The following is an 18,294-nucleotide window of genomic DNA, read 5'->3' as shown; positions in this document are numbered from 1 at the left end:
CTTCTACCTCTTATTGGCTGGGGCGAGAAGGTTGAGGAATGAAGCCAGCTTTTGATTTCAGGATTGGCGCAGGCGCGCCCGCCGGCGCGAGGGCGGTGCGGGAAGCGCCAGGGGCGCGGCAGGCAATTCCGCGCGCGGGCGGGCTCGCCCTTGTCCGAGACTGACGATCGCCTGACGCATGAAGTCAGCGGCCGAACGATAGGCCCCTGCGCCATCGGCTCGCGTGGTCAAAGCGCGCAACTCCTGATGCCCAATCGGCGCCCCGATCCGCACCTGCACCGGATGGTAGCGCGGTAAGAGGCGTCCCTTGCCGAGCACATCGAAGGTGCCCTCCAGGTAGACCGGCAGCACATCGCATCGGCTGCGCAGCGCCAAATAACCCGCGCCGCTTTTGAACTCCTGCAAGCTGCCGTCAGGCGAGCGCGTACCTTCGGGGAACATCAGAACACTGCGGCCAGACGCCAGTTGGGCCAGCGCCTGGTCGAGAGATTCGAGCTGGGCCCGTTCGCGGTCGAAGGGAATCAATGGGGTGAAATTGTGAGCAATGAAACGACGCGCGGGGGTATTAAAAAAATAGTCGCGCGCGGCCAGCACCACCAGCCGTTCACCCATGGTGCCTAAGGCCCAGCGCACGATCGCGAAATCGACATGGCTACAGTGGTTGGCGATAACCAGCAGGTTGCGATTGGCGGGGATATTGCCACGCCCCATCACACGCGGCTTCAGCCACCTGCTTAATAACGCGTTCTCCAAACCGTCGGCCGCTCGCACGCTCCAGGCGCGCAACGGCTGAGGCAAACCGGCCGTATAGGGCTCGGCTAGTTGCGCATAAGAGGGTAGCCGCGGACGGGAGGTGCCACTGGTGATGGCTTTTTGCAAATCCTCCACCGTGCGCAGATTCGCCAGCTCCTCGGGCGTTAGCTCGCGCTCGGTACGCTGCGCCACCTGCTCGCCGAGTTCGGCCAGCGCCAGCGAATCCAGCCCCAGATCCTCAACCAATCGCGTGCTGGCGCTCAGTCGTACCGCGTTCCCCGCAATCTGGGCGATGGCTTCAACCAACCAGGGTTCAACGTCGACCTGAGGGCTGTGAGTATCGGCGCCATGTGCGATCATCCGATCCAGCAGTTGGGCGACCTCGGCGCGCTTGACTTTGCGGGTGCGAGTACGCGGCAGCTCACTGTCGATGAAGCGTAGGATACGGATGCGCTTATGCGCGCTGAGCGTCGCTGCCACTTTGCTGAAATGAGCGTTAAGCTGCTCTTGAACCGTACGCCGGCTCTGACCGCGGGCATAGGCCGGAACCACCAGGGCCGCGACCTGCTCTCCGCCGGGAGTCTTGAGGCCGACCACCGCCATCTCCTTGATATAGGGCGAATGGCTATAAGCCTCTTCGATTTCATCGATATAAATATTGTTGCCGCCGGCATCGACGATGACGTCTTTGGCGCGGCCGACAATGTAAAGCCGGCCGTCCTCATCGAAACGCCCCAAGTCGCCGGTGTGCAGCCAGCCCTCGCGCAAGGCGGCCTGAGTGGCAACCGGATCGCGATAATAGCCCGCCATGATATTGGGCCCGCGCGCGATGATTTCGCCCACGCCGTTCTCGGTTGCCCCAGCCAGCTTAACCTCAACGCCGGCCAAAGGCTGACCCACGGAGCCAGGCCGTGGCGGCTCATCGGGATGGGCCACGCTGAGCACAGGGCTGGCTTCGGTCATCCCGTAACCCTCCAGCAAGCGCAGGCCAAGGTCGTTAAAGAACTCGGCCACCCTCATCGGCAGGGCGGCGCCCCCGCTGACCAGAAGACGCAACCGCCCACCCAGCGCCTGATGGGCAGAGCGAAACAACCAGGCCCCCAAGTTGAGGCCAAAATCAGCGGTCAGCCGACGATTGAAAGCGAGCATCTGCTCGAAGGCGGCCTGAAAAAAGACGCCGCGACCCTCGACCTCCTCGACAATCCGCCGATGGATCGCCTGCCAGAGCGCGGGCACGCCGATGACGGCGGTAGGCCTGACCTGCGCCAACGTACTGGCCAAGCTGGCGGCATCCACCCCCAGCGGGTAAACCACCCGTGCGCCGCTGTTAAGTGGCAGCAACATGCCGCAGGTAAATTCGAAGGTGTGATGGAGCGGCAAAAGAGACAGCACCGTGTCTTCAGGCGAGAGCACGAACACCCGCGCCAGCATCGAGACCTCGGCGCACAGATTACCGTGAGTCAGGACCACCCCCTTGGGCGCGCCGGTGCTACCAGAAGTGAAAAAAATCGCGGCCGGAGTTTTGCGCTCGGGGGCAACCTTCTCCGCAGGCGCGCCGCGCAGCAAAAACGGCCGCCCCAGCTCCTCCAAACCGATGACGGTAGGACTGGGCGACAGCTCACCCAGCGGTACTGCCAGGCGGCCGCGGGAGGCTTCGGACAGCAGCGCAGCGCCGGGCTCCGCGATACGGCAGATGGCGGCAAGTTCCGCCGGAGTAATTTGCGGATCCAACGGCACGGCAATGGCGCCGGCATTGAGAATAGCGAAGAAGCCCATTACCCAGTCGGGGGAATTTTCGCTGATGAGCAGCACGCGATCGCCCGGGCCAACGCCGCGACCAGCCAGCAACATCCCAGCGCGGGCAGCGCGGTCACGCAATTCGCGGTAATTCAGCGTGGTCTGGGTTGCGCCAGCGCGATGGGCCTCCAAAGCGGTGCCCGCGAAACGCTCGGCGGAGCGATCGAGCAGTTCCAGCAGATTGCGATGGCGGCGCGGCGCGCGTTTGCGGCCGCGGGTATGCAGCTCCAGTTGGGGGAAAATATGGCGGCGCAGGCCGGGCAGATGCACCCGGGTCCAGTAGCTCAGCCAATCGATCGCCTCGGGTCGATAGGGATGGCGCGCGGCGTCGGCGGGCTCCAGACGGCCATAGAGCTGGCGCACGTTGCGGGAATGAAAGGTGTAGGTGAGATCCTGGATATAGGGGCGATAAACCTCGACCATCGCGCGCGCGATATCGATTTGCTCGAAGACCCGATCTAGCTTCTGCTCCAACTGGCTGGCGCGCCGCTGCCGGGCTCCCACAGCTCCATGCCACAGGCTCAGCGCACCCTTGAGCAGTTCGGGCGCGGTATGGCTGACCAGATCGTAGGCGCGCTTGGAAACCACCACTGCCTCCAGATGAGGCGCCAAGCGGCCCATCGTGCCGTTGCCGTCGCGTTGATGCTCGCGATTACCCAGCGCGGTCAGCTCGACCAGGCGGCGCATGGTGAGCGGGTTGCAATCGGAGGTGCCCAATTGGTAGATGGGCGCCTGCGTACGCTGCAGCAGCGCGGCCAGAATCGGCACCATTGCATGTGCCACCATGTCCACCGGGATGACGTCGAGCACCAGATCGGGTCGCGCCGGATAGAATCGAAACCCCTCGCCAGAGAGGTAAGTCAGTGGAGCGCTGGTATTGACGCCCTGATTCCAGCCGGGAAAGGGATCGGCCAGGGCGCTTTCGATCACAGCCGGCCGCACCACGCTAACCGCGATTGCCTCACGCGCAGCCAGCACGAGTTGTTCGCCCAAGCTCTTGGTGTAGCTGTAAGTATTGGGCCAGCCCCATTTGAGCGAGCGCGCCAACCCTTCTGCCTTAAGCCGCTCCTCGATCCAGCGCTTGCGCGCCCCCTCCCCTGCGCCGGCACCCTCTTCGCCCAGCTCGGCCGCGACCACAGTGGCCTGCTCGCGCGAGGCTCGCTCGATACGCTCAATAGCGGCGCGGGCATCCTGGATCTCGCGGGCGACATCCAACGCACCGCGCGGCGACCAATTGCTGGGCAGATCGTCTTCGTAACGCTGGCCGTCGGCCTCGCCAGCCGAATAGCAGGTCGAGACGTGGAGCATCGCGGCGCCGTGATGGCGGCAAAACTCGATCACATTGGCCACGCCCAAGGTATTGGCAACCAGGGCCTTTTCCAGGGAAGCTTCGAAATTGACTAATCCTGCGCAATGGACGACTACGTCCAGGTGCTCGGGCGAGGGGCTGTCGGCGTTGAGCAGTCCGGGTTGGGAAATATCGCCGGGCAGTACAGCGATACGCTGGCCGAGGTAGGCTTCAAAGCCCTCGCCCAACTCGCGGCGCAGCGGCTCCATCACGGCAGATTGCAAGATTTCACGCTGATAGCGAGTAGTGGCCGCGCGCCGATCGCCGCGCACCAACAGGTAGACACGCGCGATTTCAGGATGGTGGCGCAACAGGACGTAGAGAAAAGTTTTGCCCAAAAACCCAGTGGCACCCGTGAGCAGCAAGCAGCGGCCGGCAAGAATCTCGGCCAGCGGCAAGCTGAGTTTGGGATGGTTGAGCGGTGGCTTATTCGACATCGGCGATAACCAGTGGCGGCAAATGCAAATATGTAATGGAGGCGGAGCTGCCGGCATCGGCGGTCGCCATCGCGATCGCCATCTCCAAACTCTCCGCCGCTTCCCACCCCATCCGCGTTGCGACCTCGGGCTGCTCACAGCCGGCCGCGATTATCCGACCCACGTGCTGGCGTCCAGGCTCGCCCCAATACCACATGTAGAAGGGATGCACGCCGTGGTAGGCGTTGCCGTAGCGATACATATGAGTATAAGTCGGATTGTGTGCGAATTCGGCCTCGAAACGCCGCTCCAATTCCTGCGAGTCGTTGGTCTCGGCCAGACATCGATGAAAGAATTCGATGTAGCTGGGATGATGCTCGGGATGGAACTCGTCACGCAACGGATGGCAAATGATGAGGGTACCGCCCGGCCGCACCAACGGCTTGTTGCGGTACATATTGAAGAGGTACCCCAACCCCGTGCACTGGACCAAAATCGGATTCATGATCGAGTTGACGTTGTAAGGACAGATGTAGGGCACGCCCACGATTAAAATGTCCGACTGCCCCTTAACCGGCACCGCATACTGCTGAAAGACGCGCGCCAGCGCCTTATGGTGAACCGTCTCCGTCTCGCCCGCCCACACTCCGGTCAGGCCGTACGGCGCGGCATAGCGCCGGAGCGCCTCGCGCCGCAAACTCTGGCCCAGGTTGCGCTGGGTCCATTGCAAAGTCCCCAAGCGGGCGCGGTCCCAATCATTGAAGCGATCTTCGTTCTTATGGAGAAAATCGAGCAGCCCGCCGTACATCCGATTGTTGATCGCGGTCTCGATCGCAAAGACGTTGACATTGCGGTTGACGATGCGCCCCATCCGATCGGCGCTGCGATGTAGTCCGGAGCGGGTCGGATCCATGTAGGAGTGGCTGTCGCGCAGGGTGGCGGGATTGTGATGATGGCGCAGGCTCTGGTAGGGCGCCAAGCCAACCGCGACCGACTTGTGGCCACCGTCCATCGGAACTAGATTGAGGTTGAGATAAATCAACAGATCTGATTCTGCCGCACGCTTGGATAACCACACCTCTTCCTGGTGATCGGTCTTGCCCAGCATCACCAGCTCGGCGCGGTTTTCGGCATCGAAATTGTAAAGCCGATCGGGCCAGTAGGCGCGAAAAATCCGATCGCCGACCATCCGCCGCACCTCGGCCTCCGTCATTCGTCGATGGAGCGAGGTGGCGACTATCAGATGCACGTCGTCTACACCGTAATCGGCCAAAGTCTGCAACACGATGGTGAGCATCCGCTGGCGCAGATCGGGCCGCTGCATCGGGGGCAGCGGCAAACTGATATCGTCCAAGGCGATCGTTACCCGCATATTGGGGTTAAGCTGGGCAAACAGCGGGTCGGCATTTTCGGGATGAAGCAAAGCATAACGGATCGCTAGGTCGGGGTCGGGCAGTTCGTCCAAGGGGGGTGGCGGATAGACTACCCGGGTCCCTGCCGGTAGCTTAGCCAGCAGGAAATCGTCGCCGTAGGCGATCAAGCGGGGTTCGGACCGGCCCGTGAGGGTAACAACCAGATCGCGCCGCGCTTCGACCTCGTGGCGCAGCTCATTGGGGTTAAGTTCACTAATCGGGGAGCGGGGACGCGCCATCAGGCTTCTCTCCAGGCGGTCACAGGATTGGCGGCCATCGGATGGCCAAAGTGCACGATCGGCCATTGGCGGACCCGTGCGGTAGCGGCGAGGCGGCGGTCAGGATTGACCGCCACCGGATGGCCTAAGGCGACTAAGAACGGAAGATCGTAGTAGGAATCGGCATAGCCCCAGCAATCAGCCAATTTCAGCCCCTCGCGGCCAGCCCATTCCTCGCACCAGCGGGCCTTCTCTTCGCCAGCCATGATGGGTTCACACAGCCGTCCGGTGGCAAGGCCGCGGCTATAAGCAGGCTGATTCACCGCGTAGTTCTCGATTCCCAGGCGACGAGCGAGCGGCTCAACCAGAAAATCAGGCGAGCCGGTGACCAGCACCGGCTCCAGTCCCGCCCGGCGGTTGCCCTCAAGCAGGTCCAAGCCCGATTGGAAGAGATGGCGCACCAGGATGCGCTCGCAATATTCTTCGCCCAAAACCGTTAACCGATCGCGCGAGATGCCCTTGAATAAGTCAAACAGCTCGACGTTGAGCAGACGGCGATCATAGCGCTCGGCCGCATACAGCAGCGGAATCCGCGCGGCCAGAACGGCCAAGCGGGTGAGGCGGGCATGCCATTCAGCCAAGTTGCCCAGAATGTAGGCGACCGCGTGCAAAAGGTTGAGGTCGATCAGGGTCCCGTCGAGGTCATAAAAGGCGGCGCGACGGATGGCGCGCGAGCGAGGCGAGCGATGGGCGTGTTGAACTGACATGTCAGTCTAGTGCCGGGTCCAAAAAAAAACTCAATTGGGACGGCCGCCGCCGTCCTCGCGTTCCAAAGTTTGCAATAACGCCGGTTGCGCCACTCCGCTCAACCCGAAGTGAAGGATTTCTTCGACCAAGGCTCCGATATCAGGGGGGGCTTGACGGGAAAGCTGAACGATTACTTCCTTGACTCCGCCCAGGATGCAATAGGCGGCGGTGCGACTGTCACAGGGCCGCACCAGCCCCATCTCGATGCCCAGATCGAGGGAGCGCTGGATCTTTTGCGCGATCTGCTCATAGAAGTTCTGAATGCGACGATCCAGGTCAGGATCAAAGCCCTGCGAATAGGTCAACAGAATGTCGCTAAGATCGCGCTCGGACAACACGAACTCCAGGACGCGCCGCAAGTTGGCCCGCAATTGGTCGGCAGCTGCCGGTTCTTGAGGACCTAAGCGCAAGCGCCAGATTCGGGTGGCGAGTTCGTTCAGCACCTGGTCGAGTAGCTCCTGAAACAGGTCACGTTTGTTCTCGAAATAGAGGTAGAAGGTTCCACGCGCAATCCGGGCCCGGCTGATGATGTCGGAAACGTTGGTCTGATGGTAGCCCTTACGGGCAAAAATGACCTTGGCGTGCCTTAGCACCTGAGCGCGCCGCGCCTGCCGTTCCATGCGTCAACCTCGGAAAAAACCTAGTCGCCTCAGCCCTGCTAGTCAAATCATGAATAGCCCAAAAGGCAATAGTTTGGTCCAAAGAAGCGGCCGGCTGCCGGTTTAAACCGCCCGCCCCTGCGGTTGGGCCGTCGTGGGCTGGGCAGGCTCCAGCTCCGCCGTAGCGAGCGCTGGACGGACGGTGGCGACGGTTACCGCGCCCAACACCATGCAGACCGCCGCCAACTCAAAGGGTAACGCATAGCCGTTGGTGAGATCGAAAAGCACGCCACAAATCCACGGCCCAAACGCCATCGCCAAGGCGGACGCCATATTCTGTACCCCGGTCAGGGTTCCCAACCGGCGCAGCCCGAGCGATTCGGCCATCAGGATTGCAATCAGCATCGGTACGCAACTGGCGCCGCCGCCAAAGAGCGGCGCGAACAAGGCGATCATCGGAGTACCCCAGCGAGTGCTGGAAGCGCCTAGCAGAGCCAGCGTTCCGGCTGCCACTGATATCATCGCAAACATCAGCGTTCTGCGCGCGCTGATTCGGTCGGCGATCAAACCCATCACCACTACCGCGGGCGCGCTGACCAAGGTTTGGGCGCTGAGGATAAGCGCGCCATGTTCAGGGGTGTAGCCGGCCCCAATCGCGTAAGCGATGGTATGGAAGAAGACTGCGGAAAAACCCAGCCCGTAAAGGAATTGGGCGGCGATGATTCGGCGGAAGGCGGCAGTGCGCAGGGCCGGGCGAACCTCCAGACCGGGCAGCGCGGCGCCATCGTTGCGCTCGTGCGCGCTGGGAGGACGGGTGCGCACGTAGAGCAGAATCAAAGGGAGCGATATGACGATCGCCGGGAGGGACAACGCGGCCACCGAGGCACGCCAGCTCCAGCGCGCGATGGCTAGGGTAAACAGCGGCGGGGTAACGGTAAAACCCAGCGAGACGCCGAAGGTGACAATCCCCGCGAAAAGGCCGCGGCGCTCGCGAAACCAATTAACCACTACCACCATGATCGGAAGAAAACTGGTCAAGGACACGCCCAAGCCGATCACGCCGTAGAGCGCGACGAACTGCCAGTGCGAGGAAACCTGGGTGACCGCCAGATAACCGGCTGCCACTAGGACGCAACCAAAAGCCATCAGACGATGGGCTCCGACGTTATCGACCAGCCAACCCATGACGGGCGCCAGCAGGCCGCCCACCAGAGACAGGGCGAGCGCGGTTTGCGCGACTTGGCCGTGGTTCCAGTGAAATTCTTTGATCCAGGGTGTAAAGAGAACGCCCACCGCCACCATGGCCGGGCTGGACACCAAGGCCATAGTGGCAAAGCAGGCGATCACCACACCTACCCTGTGGGGTTGCCGCTCCATATCCAGACCTCCAGCCGTCTGGCGCCAAGACCCCTCTGCGCCGACAAGCGCGTGCGGGGCTCACGCTAATGGAGGACATGCTCCGCCCGCAAGGGTGCTGGCGCGGGGAACAAGCGTGCCTTACCGTCCCTGGCGCGCAAGCTCAGAATTGAAACGTGGGTTTAATCAAGTGCGCGGTGTAAAGCGGGGGTGCGCGATGCCACCAGCGAACAACCACGAAACCTAGTCGCGAGGGGCGGCCTTGGCGCGGCGGAAGCGATGGCTGAAGTCGGGAGCGTAGAGCCTGGAATTGGCAAAGTCCGTGGAAGTCAGCACGCGTCCGACGATAATCATCGATTGGCTGCTGATTTTGGCCTGACGTACCCGCTCGTGGATGTCGCTCAGCGTACCCGTCACCACGCGCTGGTCGGGGCAGGTGGCCTTGTGCACTACGGCAACCGGACAATCGGCGCCATATTCCGGGATCAACTCGCCTACTACCTCCGGCAACAGGGTAATACTCAGAAAGAGAGCCAGCGTCGCATGGTGGCGCGCCAAGTCGCGTAGTTTCTCACCGCCGGGCATCGGCGTGCGCCCCTCGGCGCGGGTCAGAATCACCGTCTGGCTGAGTTCGGGCAAGGTCAGTTCACGCCCAAGCACCGCGGCGGCGGCGCTAAACGAGGAAACTCCCGGCACGACTTCGTACTCGATGCCCAGCTCGATTAGCCGGCGCATCTGCTCGGCGGTCGAGCCGAAGAGCAGCGGATCGCCGGTGTGGACTCGGGCGACATCGTGGCCAGCATCACGGGCTTCGACGATAATCGCGATTATTTCCTCCAGCGTCATGCTGGAAGAATCCAGCACCCTGGCGTCGGCGCGGGCATTGGCAATCGCCGCTTGCGGAACAAGCGAGCCGGTATAAAGCACTACCGGACAGGCGGCAATCAGCTCGGCGGCGCGCAGGGTCAGCAACTTGGGATCGCCGGGACCAGCGCCGATTATATAGACCTTCATTTCACAGACATCGCAACACGGTGTCGCGCACGATGTCCCAGATCGGGCTCGGCATTTCCGCCAGCCAACGCGCCGGCACCATACCGTGCTCGGGTGCTTCGTCCTGCCCGCTGGGGTCCATCAATAGCCGCCAGAGCCGATCGCTGACCGAACCATTGCGTTCGATGAGCAAGCGTCGCGCCAGCATCGCAGCCAACGCTTCACCCTCCAACTCGATCGTCAGGTAGGGGGCGGCCAGCTCGATCGGGCCGCGCGCCCTGAGCTTCACGTAGGGCCGTTTAAGCGCGTCGATTTCGCCAGGCGCATCGAACCCCGCAGCCTCGAAGTCGCACGGCTCCTTGGTGTTACCGACTAGGAAGAACTCGTTTTCGCTCTCGGCCAGGATAGCACCAGCCAAACGCCCTACACGCGCCATTATCGTTCCGCCTGTTCGGCCGGTTGCAGCACCAGCGAAAAGCCCGGGCGTTGTCCAGGGCGCACCTCACCGTCCTCGGTGTACTTATTGGTATAGCCGCGCGGCGTGACCATGTAGCCCTCGAAGACGTAAGTATTGCTGGAACCGACCAGCACCGTGGTAAGCATTCCGATCTCGTAGTCGAGAAAATTGTCCAGGTCGGTCAAAACGGTATGCTGGAGTTTACGGTAGGCGCTTTTGACCAGAGCCACCGGTGTCTTCGGGTCGCGGTATTTCTTGATGATTGCCTGCGCCTCGACAATTTGACGAGTGCGCCGGCCGCTAGCCGGATTGTATAACCCGATGACGAAGTCGGCGGCAGCGGCGGCCTCGATACGGCGCGTGATGATCGGCCAGGGCGTAAGTAAATCGGAGAGCGAAATGGCGCAAAAATCGTGCACCAGCGGCGCGCCTACCAGGGAGGCACATGAGCTGAGCGCAGTCACCCCGGGAATGATGTGCAGTTGGGGCGAGTCGCCCCGTTTCCAACCCATCTCGCGCAAGACCTGGAAGACCAGTCCCGCCATCCCGTAGACGCCGGCGTCGCCAGAGGAAATCAGCGCGACGCGTGCGCCTTCCCGAGCACGAGTGACTGCCGCGCGGGCCCGCCCGATCTCTTCGGTCATGCCGGTGCGCACAATTTCCTTGCCACGAATCAGCTCACTAACCAGTTTGATGTATGTTGTATAGCCGACAATCAGGTCGGCCTCGAGAATCGCGCGGTTGGCCGCGGGGGTGACGTGGTCTGCCGCGCCCGGCCCAATTCCAACCACGGACAAAACGCCCTTTGCTTCAACCACTGCTCGCCTCCGTCCTGTGCTTGAATGGGATTCGCGCGAGCGCCAACGTCATCGAACGACCAGCGCCGGGTTCGGTGTAGGTTTGCTTAGGCACCAGAAGTCGCGCGGCCTCAGCGCACAACAACGCCGCCGGCTCGGCTACGCCGCGCGTGCCGACATAGCGTTTGACAGTCTCCGAGGGATTTTCAATCCCTTCCACCGCGTCCAGTTGCGCCGCCGAATAGGTGATCAGCGGCCAGCCGTAATGCTGAGCCAGTGCGAGGATAGCCGGCTCGTCGCGCTTTTGCTCGATGGTAGCCAGTGCCTTGACTGATTTGAGCGACAAACGCTCACGTTCCATCAGGCCAACCAGCCCGCGCTCGACCAGGTCGGCCGGCGTCGCCTTGTCGCAGCCAATTCCAACCACCAGGCTTTTGGGGCGGTAGATCACCGCGTTGTCCCAATGCGCGGGATGGCTGAGTTGAAACTCACGGTCGCTGGCGATGAGCAGAATCTCCCAGGCCGCCGGATCAACGCCCTCAAGCGAAGTCGCGTAGGCAACACCGGGCGGCAGTGGCTTATCCAGCGGCCACCAGTCGGGTTCACCGGTTTCTTGCACGAACAGAACCGGGGCGGCATTGACCACCGCGGCGCAGCCGCGTGTGACGTTGCGATTGAGGTCGTCCAACCGCCAGCCGAATTCACGTCCGAGAATATCCACGGTCAGCGTGCCGATCGCATCGGAAGCGGTGGTGACCACCGCTTGCGCATCAAGCGCCTCGGCTATCCGATCGGTAAAGAAGTTGCCGCGTCCAACGTGGCCCGAGAGCACGCAAATCGCAAAGCGCGCGGCGTCATCGACGCAGACTACGGCCGGGTCGAGCTTCTTGTCACCCAGCAGCGGGGCTATCATCCTGACCACGGCACCCACGCTGATTATGAAGACGTGACAATCGTAGGCTGTGAAGGTGCGAGTCAGCACTGGTCCCATCGGTAACTTCAGCTCCAGCGCTTGGACAAGCGCGGGCTTGGCGCGGGCATGATCGAGCAGCTTGTGCGATACGTACACCTCGGCGCCTTCCAATGCCTGTACCAACCGGGCAGCAATCTCGATGCCGTGGCGCGTAATGGCATAGATGGCGAAAGGCTTGCGCGCGTCGTTCATGCGCCCAGCTCGAGCAACTCCGCCTCGGGGGCGATCTCACCGGCGAGCACGCCACTGCGCTCCTTGCGCGTGACCAGCACCATCGCGAAGCAGTCACCGCGCTCGGTCCCGACCGTACGTACATCGGTCGCAACCCGCTGTTCGCGCATCGTCGCCTTGGCCACAAAGACCGCCTTGTCGAGCAGCCCCGTACGCTCCAGCGCGGCGACGACCTTGGGCATCTGGGAGCCAATTTTCATCAGGATAGTGGTGTCGAAGCTGTTGAGGACCGCGACCAAATCATCCACTCCATAGTTGGCGGGGATGATTGCGATCCGCTCCAGCCCATCGGCGAGCGATCGGCCCACCACAGCTGGAACGGCGGCGATCGAAGAGACGCCCGGCACGATTTCGACCGTGACGCCGGGCCATCGCCGCGCGGCTTCGCGTTGCAAATACCCGAAGGTGCTATAGAGCGACGGGTCACCCTCGGTAGCGAAGGCTACGCTGCGGCCAGCGTCCAGATGCTCGCCGATTTTGGTGAATGCAATCTCCCAGGCTTTGCGCAGACGCGCCGGCTCCTTGCTCATCGGAAAGGTCAATAACAGACGCTGCTGGCCGACCACCTTGCCGATTACCGGTTCGATGATCTTCCATGCCATCGAGGCGCCGTAGTCCGAACTCCTGGGCAGAGCCAGAACCTCAACCCGCTTGAGCGTCTCCACCGCGCGCAAGGTCAACAGATCGGGCGCGCCGGGACCCACGCCCACGCCATACAAGACAGGGTAACTCATTGGGTCGAACCTCCGGCACTCAGCGGTTTTTGGGCCGCGAAAATCTGGATCGGATTGAGAGCTTCGAAACGCAGGTAGCGCGCCAGTGGCTCGGCGCGCGAAACTTGCAGTAGGGTCACCTCGGGCACGATGCCGCGCCTGCGCATAGCGCTGTAAACCTCGGCAGAGTTCTCCAGCGTAATCGCGTTGACCACCAGGTGCCCGCCCGGGCGCAACCGCTCCAGGGCGATCTCGACGATCTCGTCCATGCTGCCGCGGCTACCACCGACGAATACTGCGTCGGGAGTTTCGAGCTCGGCCAGAGCCTCGGGGGCGCGGCCGGCGATGACGCGCACGTTGTCGATTGCGTGGGTGAGCAGATTCTCGCGGCAGATCTCCACGCCCTCGGGATCGAACTCGATCGCATAGACGCGACCCGCAGAAGCCAGCATCGCGGCCTCGATCGAGATCGAGCCCGAACCTGCGCCGATGTCCCAGACCACGCTATCGGGGCGCACCCGCATCGCGGCCAACGACAGCAAGCGCACTTCGCGTTTGGTAATTAGCCCCTTTTTGGGCATCCGCTTGGCGAATTCATCTTCATGAAGAAACGGGATTGCGGTGGGCGCCCGCCAAGCGGGATTGGTGCGCTCCAGAATAAGCACATTGAGCGGGCCGATATCAGGGCAGGCGGCCAGCTCTTGTAGCGAAAATTGGCGCACCCGCTCATCGGGTCCCGCCAGATTTTCGCACACCCACGCTCTCCATTCGCCCTGGCCGTGTGCGAGCATCGAAGCGGCCAGGCGCACCGGCGTGTTGTCGGGATCGGTGAGAACCGCAGCCTTGGCGCAAGTGCGCAGGCGGGTCAGGAAGCCCTCGGCACTGCGGCCGTGCAGAGAAATCAGCGCGGCATCGTCCCATTTCAGTCCAGCGCGCGCAAAAGCCCACTGGATCGAGCTGGGATGGGGAATCACGCTTACGTGTTCGGCACCAAGCCGCTTGATTACCAGCGCGCCCACGCCAAAGAACATCGGATCGCCCGAGGCCAAAATACAGACGTTATTCTCGTCGGCCGCCTGCGCGATTCGATCCAGCGCCGCCGGCAGTCCATTCTTAAGGACAATTCGGAGCCCGGTGAATTGGGGAAAAAAGGCCAGGTGGCGCTCGCCGCCCGCCAACACCTGGGCATCCGCGACCGCGCTTACCGCACGGCTGGAAAGCCCCGCGCAACCATCGTCGCCAATCCCAATTACAGTTACCGCGCGCGGCCGAGTCATGCTCGCACCTGGGTGGAGATTAACAACAGGGCGTGGATGATCGCCACCGCGATCGTGCTGCCGCCCTTGCGCCCCCGCGCCACGATATACGGCGTCGCCAAGCGCAGCGCGGCTTCCTTGGACTCGGCGGCGGAAACAAAGCCCACTGGTACGCCGATCACCAACGCCGGTCGCGCGCCCTCTTGCTCAACCAGGCGAACGGTCTCCAGAAGCGCGGTGGGCGCGTTGCCGATCGCTACGATCGCGCCGTCAAGAACACCGGCGCGCCGCGCCTTGCGCATCGCCTCGATCGCCCGCGTGCTGTTGGCCGCCTTGGCCGCCGCGATCACATCGGGATCGGAAATAAAGCAGTGGGTGACGCACCCGTAACTGCTCAGGCGTTCCTCATTAAGTCCAGCACTAATCATCTTGACGTCCACGACGATCGCGCAACCGGCGCGCAACGCGGCAATTCCTGCAGCCACGGCCTGGGGATGGAAGCGCATCAGATCCTTGAACTCGAAATCGGCGGTGGCATGGATAACCCGGCGCACGATTTGCCACTGATCGGCAGAAAAATCGTGCGCACCTGCTTCGCGATCTATAATCGCGAAACTGCCGTCTTCGATATTGCGTCCCAGCGCGGTCATTTGGCGCATATCGTTGATACGCCCGGGGTCGTTCATTGGCCTTGCTCCGCTTGGACCGGTGCCTGCGTGGTGTCGGCCGGGTCGCAGCCCAGTAGCTTGCCGTTGAAATCAATCAAACAAACGCGCACCTGGAGCCCAGGACCGGCGTGGCGCGTGCCCTGCTCCACCACGCGGCGGCAGATCTGCGCAGCGATCGGAATATCGCGCGCCGAGCACAGCTCCAGCACATGGCGCGCAGTGTTGGCAGCGCGAATCTCGGCGCACACCTCCGCGCCAGCGCCCAACTCAGCGGCCAGCGTGGCCAACAGCTCCATATTGACCTCCGAACCCGCGGCGTGGGTCTGCATCCGCCCGTCGGCCATCTTGGATAGCTTGCCGATCATACCCACGATAATGGCACGCTGGAGCTTACGGCGGGCACAATGCTTGAGCGCAATCCCGACGAAATCTCCCATCTGGATAAACGCGTCCTCGGGCAACTGGGGGAAAAGCTGCATAGCGTATGCTTCTGACTTGCCGCCGGTGGTCAAGACCAAGCTGCGTAGGCCGCGCTCGACGGCGACGTCAATCGCCTGGACGACGCTGGCCTTGAAGGCCGCGGTGGAATAGGGCCGCACGATGCCCGTCGTACCTAGAATCGAGATCCCGCCGATCAAGCCCAGCCGCGCATTGATGGTTCCCTTGGCCATCTCCTCGCCGCCCGGCACGCTGATTGTGACCACCGCGCCACGATACTCGCTGCCGGCAAGTTCCTCCGCGACCATTTCGATGATGTTGCGCCGGGGCGGCGCAGTGATCGACGGACCACCGACCTCCAGCCCCAGGCCGGGCTTGGTAACCGTCGCCACCCCTTCCCCGCCGCGAATTTCGATTCCCGGCTCGGTGCGCAGTCTGACCTCAGCAACCAGTTCAGCGCCGTGCGTGCAATCGGGATCGTCGCCGGCATCCTTGATAATGCTGCACAAAGCGCTTCCTTGTGAGCGCTCGCAGCGCTTGAGCGCAAAACGTACCTTGGTCCGGTTGGGCAGCGTGGTTTCGATCTCGCTGAGCGCAGTCTTTTTTACCAGGCAGCGAGCCGCCGCCTTGGCCGCCGCCGCCGCGCAGGCCCCAGTAGTGAAACCGGTACGCGTGCCCTTGGGATTTCGCGCCGGCACCTCGCTTGTTGCCATACTTGCGCCGCTCCTCAGGAGACCGCTCTACGCTCCGGATTGTTGAAGAAGGCCTCCAACTGAATCTGCTCCTTGGCCATTCCAAGCTCGATCAGCCTTTCGCGCAAGGGATAGATCACCGCACCATCGCCGGCCAGGTAGGCGCTGGCAGGAAGCGCGGGCCCTAGCGCGCTCTCCAAGGCGAGGAGCGCGGCACCCAGCCGCGAAGCCTCGCCCGCAGGCGGCGCCGCGGCGACGCTGAAACGGCGACAACAGGCGGCGATTGCGTCATGGGCAAACGCAGGCGGGAGAAAATAGTCGGGCGATGGCACGAACCACAACGCCGTCGTGCTCGTCGCCTCGGCACGGCTGCGCATCCCGCGCAACAGCCCAAGGGCAGCGGTGATTCCGGTATCGGTGGCGAATAAGAGTCGCTCGCCCGCGCCGGCACCGTGGCTGACGAACTTACCCCACGGACCGCTGAAGGCCAGTTCGGTACCCTCCGCTATACGATGCATGAAGTTGGAGCCCGGACCCTCGCCCAGACGACGCACCGCAATCTGGAACTGGCTCTGTTCATCATCGGCTGAAAGGATGGAATAGGCCCGCTTGGCGATTTTGCCGCCGCCCAAATCGACGCCCGTGTTGACGATAATGTATTGGCCACCCGCAAAACCCAGCTGCCCCTCGGCCAAGGCGAAGGTCAACAGCCTGGCCTCTGGCCCCAGGTGTTGCGCCCTTACCAGGCGTGCGTTTCGCGACTGCGCCATCCGACTTAATCCGCCGGATAGATTTCGTGCACGAAATCGTGCATCTGCTCGAGGTCGTGAAACAGACGAGTGAGGGCGTCGATCTGATTGGCCAGCTCCATTTCGACCTTCTTGGTTAGGATAACGAGGCTGCGCAGGTAGGGTAGCTTGGCGTCGGCGGCGCCGGTGTTGGCAACCCGCTCCTCAAGCATCGAAACCGCACTTTCGTAAAACTGCCTCAGGCTGTCTAGATCCCGCGCCTGGCACATCGAGCGCACTGGTCCGGGCCGATCGGCGCCATCACCCAGTTCAGCCAACTCATGTTGACGGGCGGCCTCATCCCGCAATCCCAACAGCCCCATCAGGCCCAAGCGCAACCCCGCGATTTCATGACAAGCCATCGCCGCCTCTCTTTAATGCATAATCCCGTCAACCAGCCGCGCCACCAGCCGGTCCCCCAGCAGGTGCTGCTCGACCAGCTCGCTGGCGTCAGCCGGATTGACTCCCCGGTACCAAATCCCATCGGGGTAGACCGCCAGAGTTGGGCCCTCGCCACATCGTCCCATACACGAGGTGCGCGTAACTCTGATTTCGCGCTGCCGGCCCGCTCGCCGCAGCATTCGGCGCAACGCTGCGATAAGCGCAATACTGCCGCGCGCGGCGCAATCGACGTTGCCGCAGACCAGCACGTGCTTGCGGACAACGGGATGGGCATGCTGATGAGGCATCGCCTGGGCGTGAGTCTCCAAGTGGCGTGCACTCCACAACAACGAACGAAATCCTCCTACCTGCTCGGCAATCGCGCCAACCGGCCGCCGATACTGGCAATTGTCGCAGGGCAGCGATGCGCCCTGGCCCAACGCCTCGTCAATTCGCTCTTCGATCACCTTCAGCAAACTGGGATGGATACCCAGATGACCGGCCAAGTTGACGGCGATCCAAGGGTAGCGCTGATTAAAGGCACGCAGTTGCTCACGGAGACGACCTACCAGCCGGCCACCAAACAACAGGTAGGGCACCACCACAATCCGCTCAGGACGGGCCCGCGCCACCAGCTCGATACTCTCTTCGAACAGCGGGGTGGTAATTCCAATAAACGTCGGCACCACCCAACCCAGCCCTCGCCCCTCACCGATCAGCCGTACGAGCTTGCAGAAATCGCCGTTGGCATCGGGGTCACTGGCGCCGCGTCCCACGACCACCAAGGCGGTCCGCCTGGGATCCGACAAGTCGCACGCCGCGCCCGCACGCTCGAAGGTCAACGCTGCGAGATCGGGATGAACGCCCAACACGCGGGCCGCCTGGAAGCTGACCTGGGGGAATTGTGCGCGCGCTCTCGCCAACGAGAGCGGGATATCGTTTTTGGCGTGGCCGGCGGCAAACAAGAAACAGGGCACGACGACCACGCGATCGTGATCGGCGGCCAGCGCCGACAAAGCATCCGCCAGCGCGGGTGCGGCCAACTCGACGTAGGCGTGATGGACGTCGAACTGGGGTCGGCGCTCCCGCAGGCAAGTGACCAGCGCTTCGAACTCCAGGTTAGAGGCTGGCTCGCGGCTTCCGTGGCCGAGCAGCACGATGGCTGTACGACCCATCGTGCTAACTTTGCGAGGCTGCGCCA

General features: G+C 62.7%; 16 protein-coding genes. All 16 read right to left on the bottom strand.

Translation table 11 applies throughout. The features are described 5' to 3' along the window. Positions 1-57: 57 nt before the first annotated feature. Positions 58-4,335, bottom strand: a complete 4,278-nt coding sequence (locus VKV28_00330) for an AMP-binding protein (protein ID HLH75225.1) — start codon at positions 4,333-4,335, stop codon at positions 58-60. Beyond that, positions 4,325-5,965, bottom strand: coding sequence for a lactate racemase domain-containing protein (locus tag VKV28_00325; protein HLH75224.1), 1,641 nt, complete (start codon positions 5,963-5,965; stop codon positions 4,325-4,327). Before VKV28_00325 ends, VKV28_00330 begins: the two co-directional genes overlap by 11 nt. Beyond that, entirely contained in the window at positions 5,965-6,711 is a 747-nt protein-coding gene (locus VKV28_00320) for an HAD-IB family hydrolase (GenBank protein ID HLH75223.1), read from the bottom strand. The genes VKV28_00325 and VKV28_00320 overlap by 1 nt, the downstream gene beginning before the upstream one ends. 30 nt (positions 6,712-6,741) lie before the next feature. Continuing rightward, positions 6,742-7,371, bottom strand: coding sequence for a TetR/AcrR family transcriptional regulator (locus VKV28_00315; GenBank protein ID HLH75222.1), 630 nt, complete (start codon positions 7,369-7,371; stop codon positions 6,742-6,744). Between the two features lie 102 nt (positions 7,372-7,473). Then, positions 7,474-8,727, bottom strand: coding sequence for an MFS transporter (locus tag VKV28_00310; GenBank protein ID HLH75221.1), 1,254 nt, complete (start codon positions 8,725-8,727; stop codon positions 7,474-7,476). 222 nt (positions 8,728-8,949) lie between these two features. After that, entirely contained in the window at positions 8,950-9,720 is a 771-nt protein-coding gene (cobM, locus tag VKV28_00305) for a precorrin-4 C(11)-methyltransferase (GenBank protein ID HLH75220.1), read from the bottom strand. A gap of 1 nt (position 9,721) precedes the next feature. After that, positions 9,722-10,135 carry a hypothetical protein gene (locus tag VKV28_00300; protein ID HLH75219.1) on the bottom strand — a complete coding sequence of 138 codons (414 nt, stop codon included), beginning with the start codon at positions 10,133-10,135 and terminating at the stop codon, positions 9,722-9,724. Continuing rightward, complete coding sequence (gene cobJ / locus VKV28_00295; protein ID HLH75218.1) at positions 10,135-10,974, bottom strand: precorrin-3B C(17)-methyltransferase; 840 nt, start codon at positions 10,972-10,974, stop codon at positions 10,135-10,137. The genes VKV28_00300 and cobJ overlap by 1 nt, the downstream gene beginning before the upstream one ends. After that, positions 10,967-12,118 (bottom strand): cobalamin biosynthesis protein, encoded by a 1,152-nt coding sequence (locus VKV28_00290; GenBank protein HLH75217.1) that lies wholly within the window; start codon positions 12,116-12,118, stop codon positions 10,967-10,969. The genes cobJ and VKV28_00290 overlap by 8 nt, the downstream gene beginning before the upstream one ends. Beyond that, positions 12,115-12,891 carry a precorrin-2 C(20)-methyltransferase gene (gene cobI, locus VKV28_00285; GenBank protein HLH75216.1) on the bottom strand — a complete coding sequence of 259 codons (777 nt, stop codon included), beginning with the start codon at positions 12,889-12,891 and terminating at the stop codon, positions 12,115-12,117. The genes VKV28_00290 and cobI overlap by 4 nt, the downstream gene beginning before the upstream one ends. Further along, positions 12,888-14,147 (bottom strand): precorrin-6y C5,15-methyltransferase (decarboxylating) subunit CbiE, encoded by a 1,260-nt coding sequence (gene cbiE, locus VKV28_00280; GenBank protein HLH75215.1) that lies wholly within the window; start codon positions 14,145-14,147, stop codon positions 12,888-12,890. Before cbiE ends, cobI begins: the two co-directional genes overlap by 4 nt. Next, entirely contained in the window at positions 14,144-14,812 is a 669-nt protein-coding gene (locus VKV28_00275) for a precorrin-8X methylmutase (GenBank protein ID HLH75214.1), read from the bottom strand. The genes cbiE and VKV28_00275 overlap by 4 nt, the downstream gene beginning before the upstream one ends. Beyond that, positions 14,809-15,945 carry a cobalt-precorrin-5B (C(1))-methyltransferase gene (locus VKV28_00270; protein ID HLH75213.1) on the bottom strand — a complete coding sequence of 379 codons (1,137 nt, stop codon included), beginning with the start codon at positions 15,943-15,945 and terminating at the stop codon, positions 14,809-14,811. Before VKV28_00270 ends, VKV28_00275 begins: the two co-directional genes overlap by 4 nt. Positions 15,946-15,959: 14 nt before the next feature. Next, positions 15,960-16,694: an FAD-dependent oxidoreductase gene (locus tag VKV28_00265; GenBank protein HLH75212.1), complete on the bottom strand. Its 735-nt coding sequence runs from the start codon at positions 16,692-16,694 to the stop codon at positions 15,960-15,962. Positions 16,695-16,699: 5 nt separating this feature from the next. Beyond that, complete coding sequence (locus VKV28_00260; GenBank protein ID HLH75211.1) at positions 16,700-17,074, bottom strand: DUF3209 family protein; 375 nt, start codon at positions 17,072-17,074, stop codon at positions 16,700-16,702. Between the two features lie 12 nt (positions 17,075-17,086). Further along, positions 17,087-18,294: CbiX/SirB N-terminal domain-containing protein (locus tag VKV28_00255; protein ID HLH75210.1), on the bottom strand; the 1,208-nt coding region annotated here is incomplete at its 5' end.

Source organism: Candidatus Binataceae bacterium (assembly GCA_035294265.1).
Taxonomy (GTDB): Bacteria; Desulfobacterota; Binatia; order Binatales; family Binataceae; genus DATGLK01.
Note: the sequence above shows the minus strand (reverse complement) of the source record. Positions and strands in the feature narration are given on the sequence as shown.

Bases quoted from the DNA above. Each gene is read 5' to 3' on its own strand.
- VKV28_00330 (HLH75225.1), bottom strand. From the start codon at position 4,335: ATGTCGAATAAGCCACCGCTCAACCATCCCAAACTCAGCTTGCCGCTG.
- VKV28_00325 (HLH75224.1), bottom strand. From the start codon at position 5,965: ATGGCGCGTCCCCGCTCCCCGATTAGTGAACTTAACCCCAATGAGCTG.
- VKV28_00320 (HLH75223.1), bottom strand. From the start codon at position 6,711: ATGTCAGTTCAACACGCCCATCGCTCGCCTCGCTCGCGCGCCATCCGT.
- VKV28_00315 (HLH75222.1), bottom strand. From the start codon at position 7,371: ATGGAACGGCAGGCGCGGCGCGCTCAGGTGCTAAGGCACGCCAAGGTC.
- VKV28_00310 (HLH75221.1), bottom strand. From the start codon at position 8,727: ATGGAGCGGCAACCCCACAGGGTAGGTGTGGTGATCGCCTGCTTTGCC.
- cobM (HLH75220.1), bottom strand. From the start codon at position 9,720: ATGAAGGTCTATATAATCGGCGCTGGTCCCGGCGATCCCAAGTTGCTG.
- VKV28_00300 (HLH75219.1), bottom strand. From the start codon at position 10,135: ATGGCGCGTGTAGGGCGTTTGGCTGGTGCTATCCTGGCCGAGAGCGAA.
- VKV28_00290 (HLH75217.1), bottom strand. From the start codon at position 12,118: ATGAACGACGCGCGCAAGCCTTTCGCCATCTATGCCATTACGCGCCAC.
- cobI (HLH75216.1), bottom strand. From the start codon at position 12,891: ATGAGTTACCCTGTCTTGTATGGCGTGGGCGTGGGTCCCGGCGCGCCC.
- cbiE (HLH75215.1), bottom strand. From the start codon at position 14,147: ATGACTCGGCCGCGCGCGGTAACTGTAATTGGGATTGGCGACGATGGT.
- VKV28_00275 (HLH75214.1), bottom strand. From the start codon at position 14,812: ATGAACGACCCCGGGCGTATCAACGATATGCGCCAAATGACCGCGCTG.
- VKV28_00270 (HLH75213.1), bottom strand. From the start codon at position 15,945: ATGGCAACAAGCGAGGTGCCGGCGCGAAATCCCAAGGGCACGCGTACC.
- VKV28_00265 (HLH75212.1), bottom strand. From the start codon at position 16,694: ATGGCGCAGTCGCGAAACGCACGCCTGGTAAGGGCGCAACACCTGGGG.
- VKV28_00260 (HLH75211.1), bottom strand. From the start codon at position 17,074: ATGGCTTGTCATGAAATCGCGGGGTTGCGCTTGGGCCTGATGGGGCTG.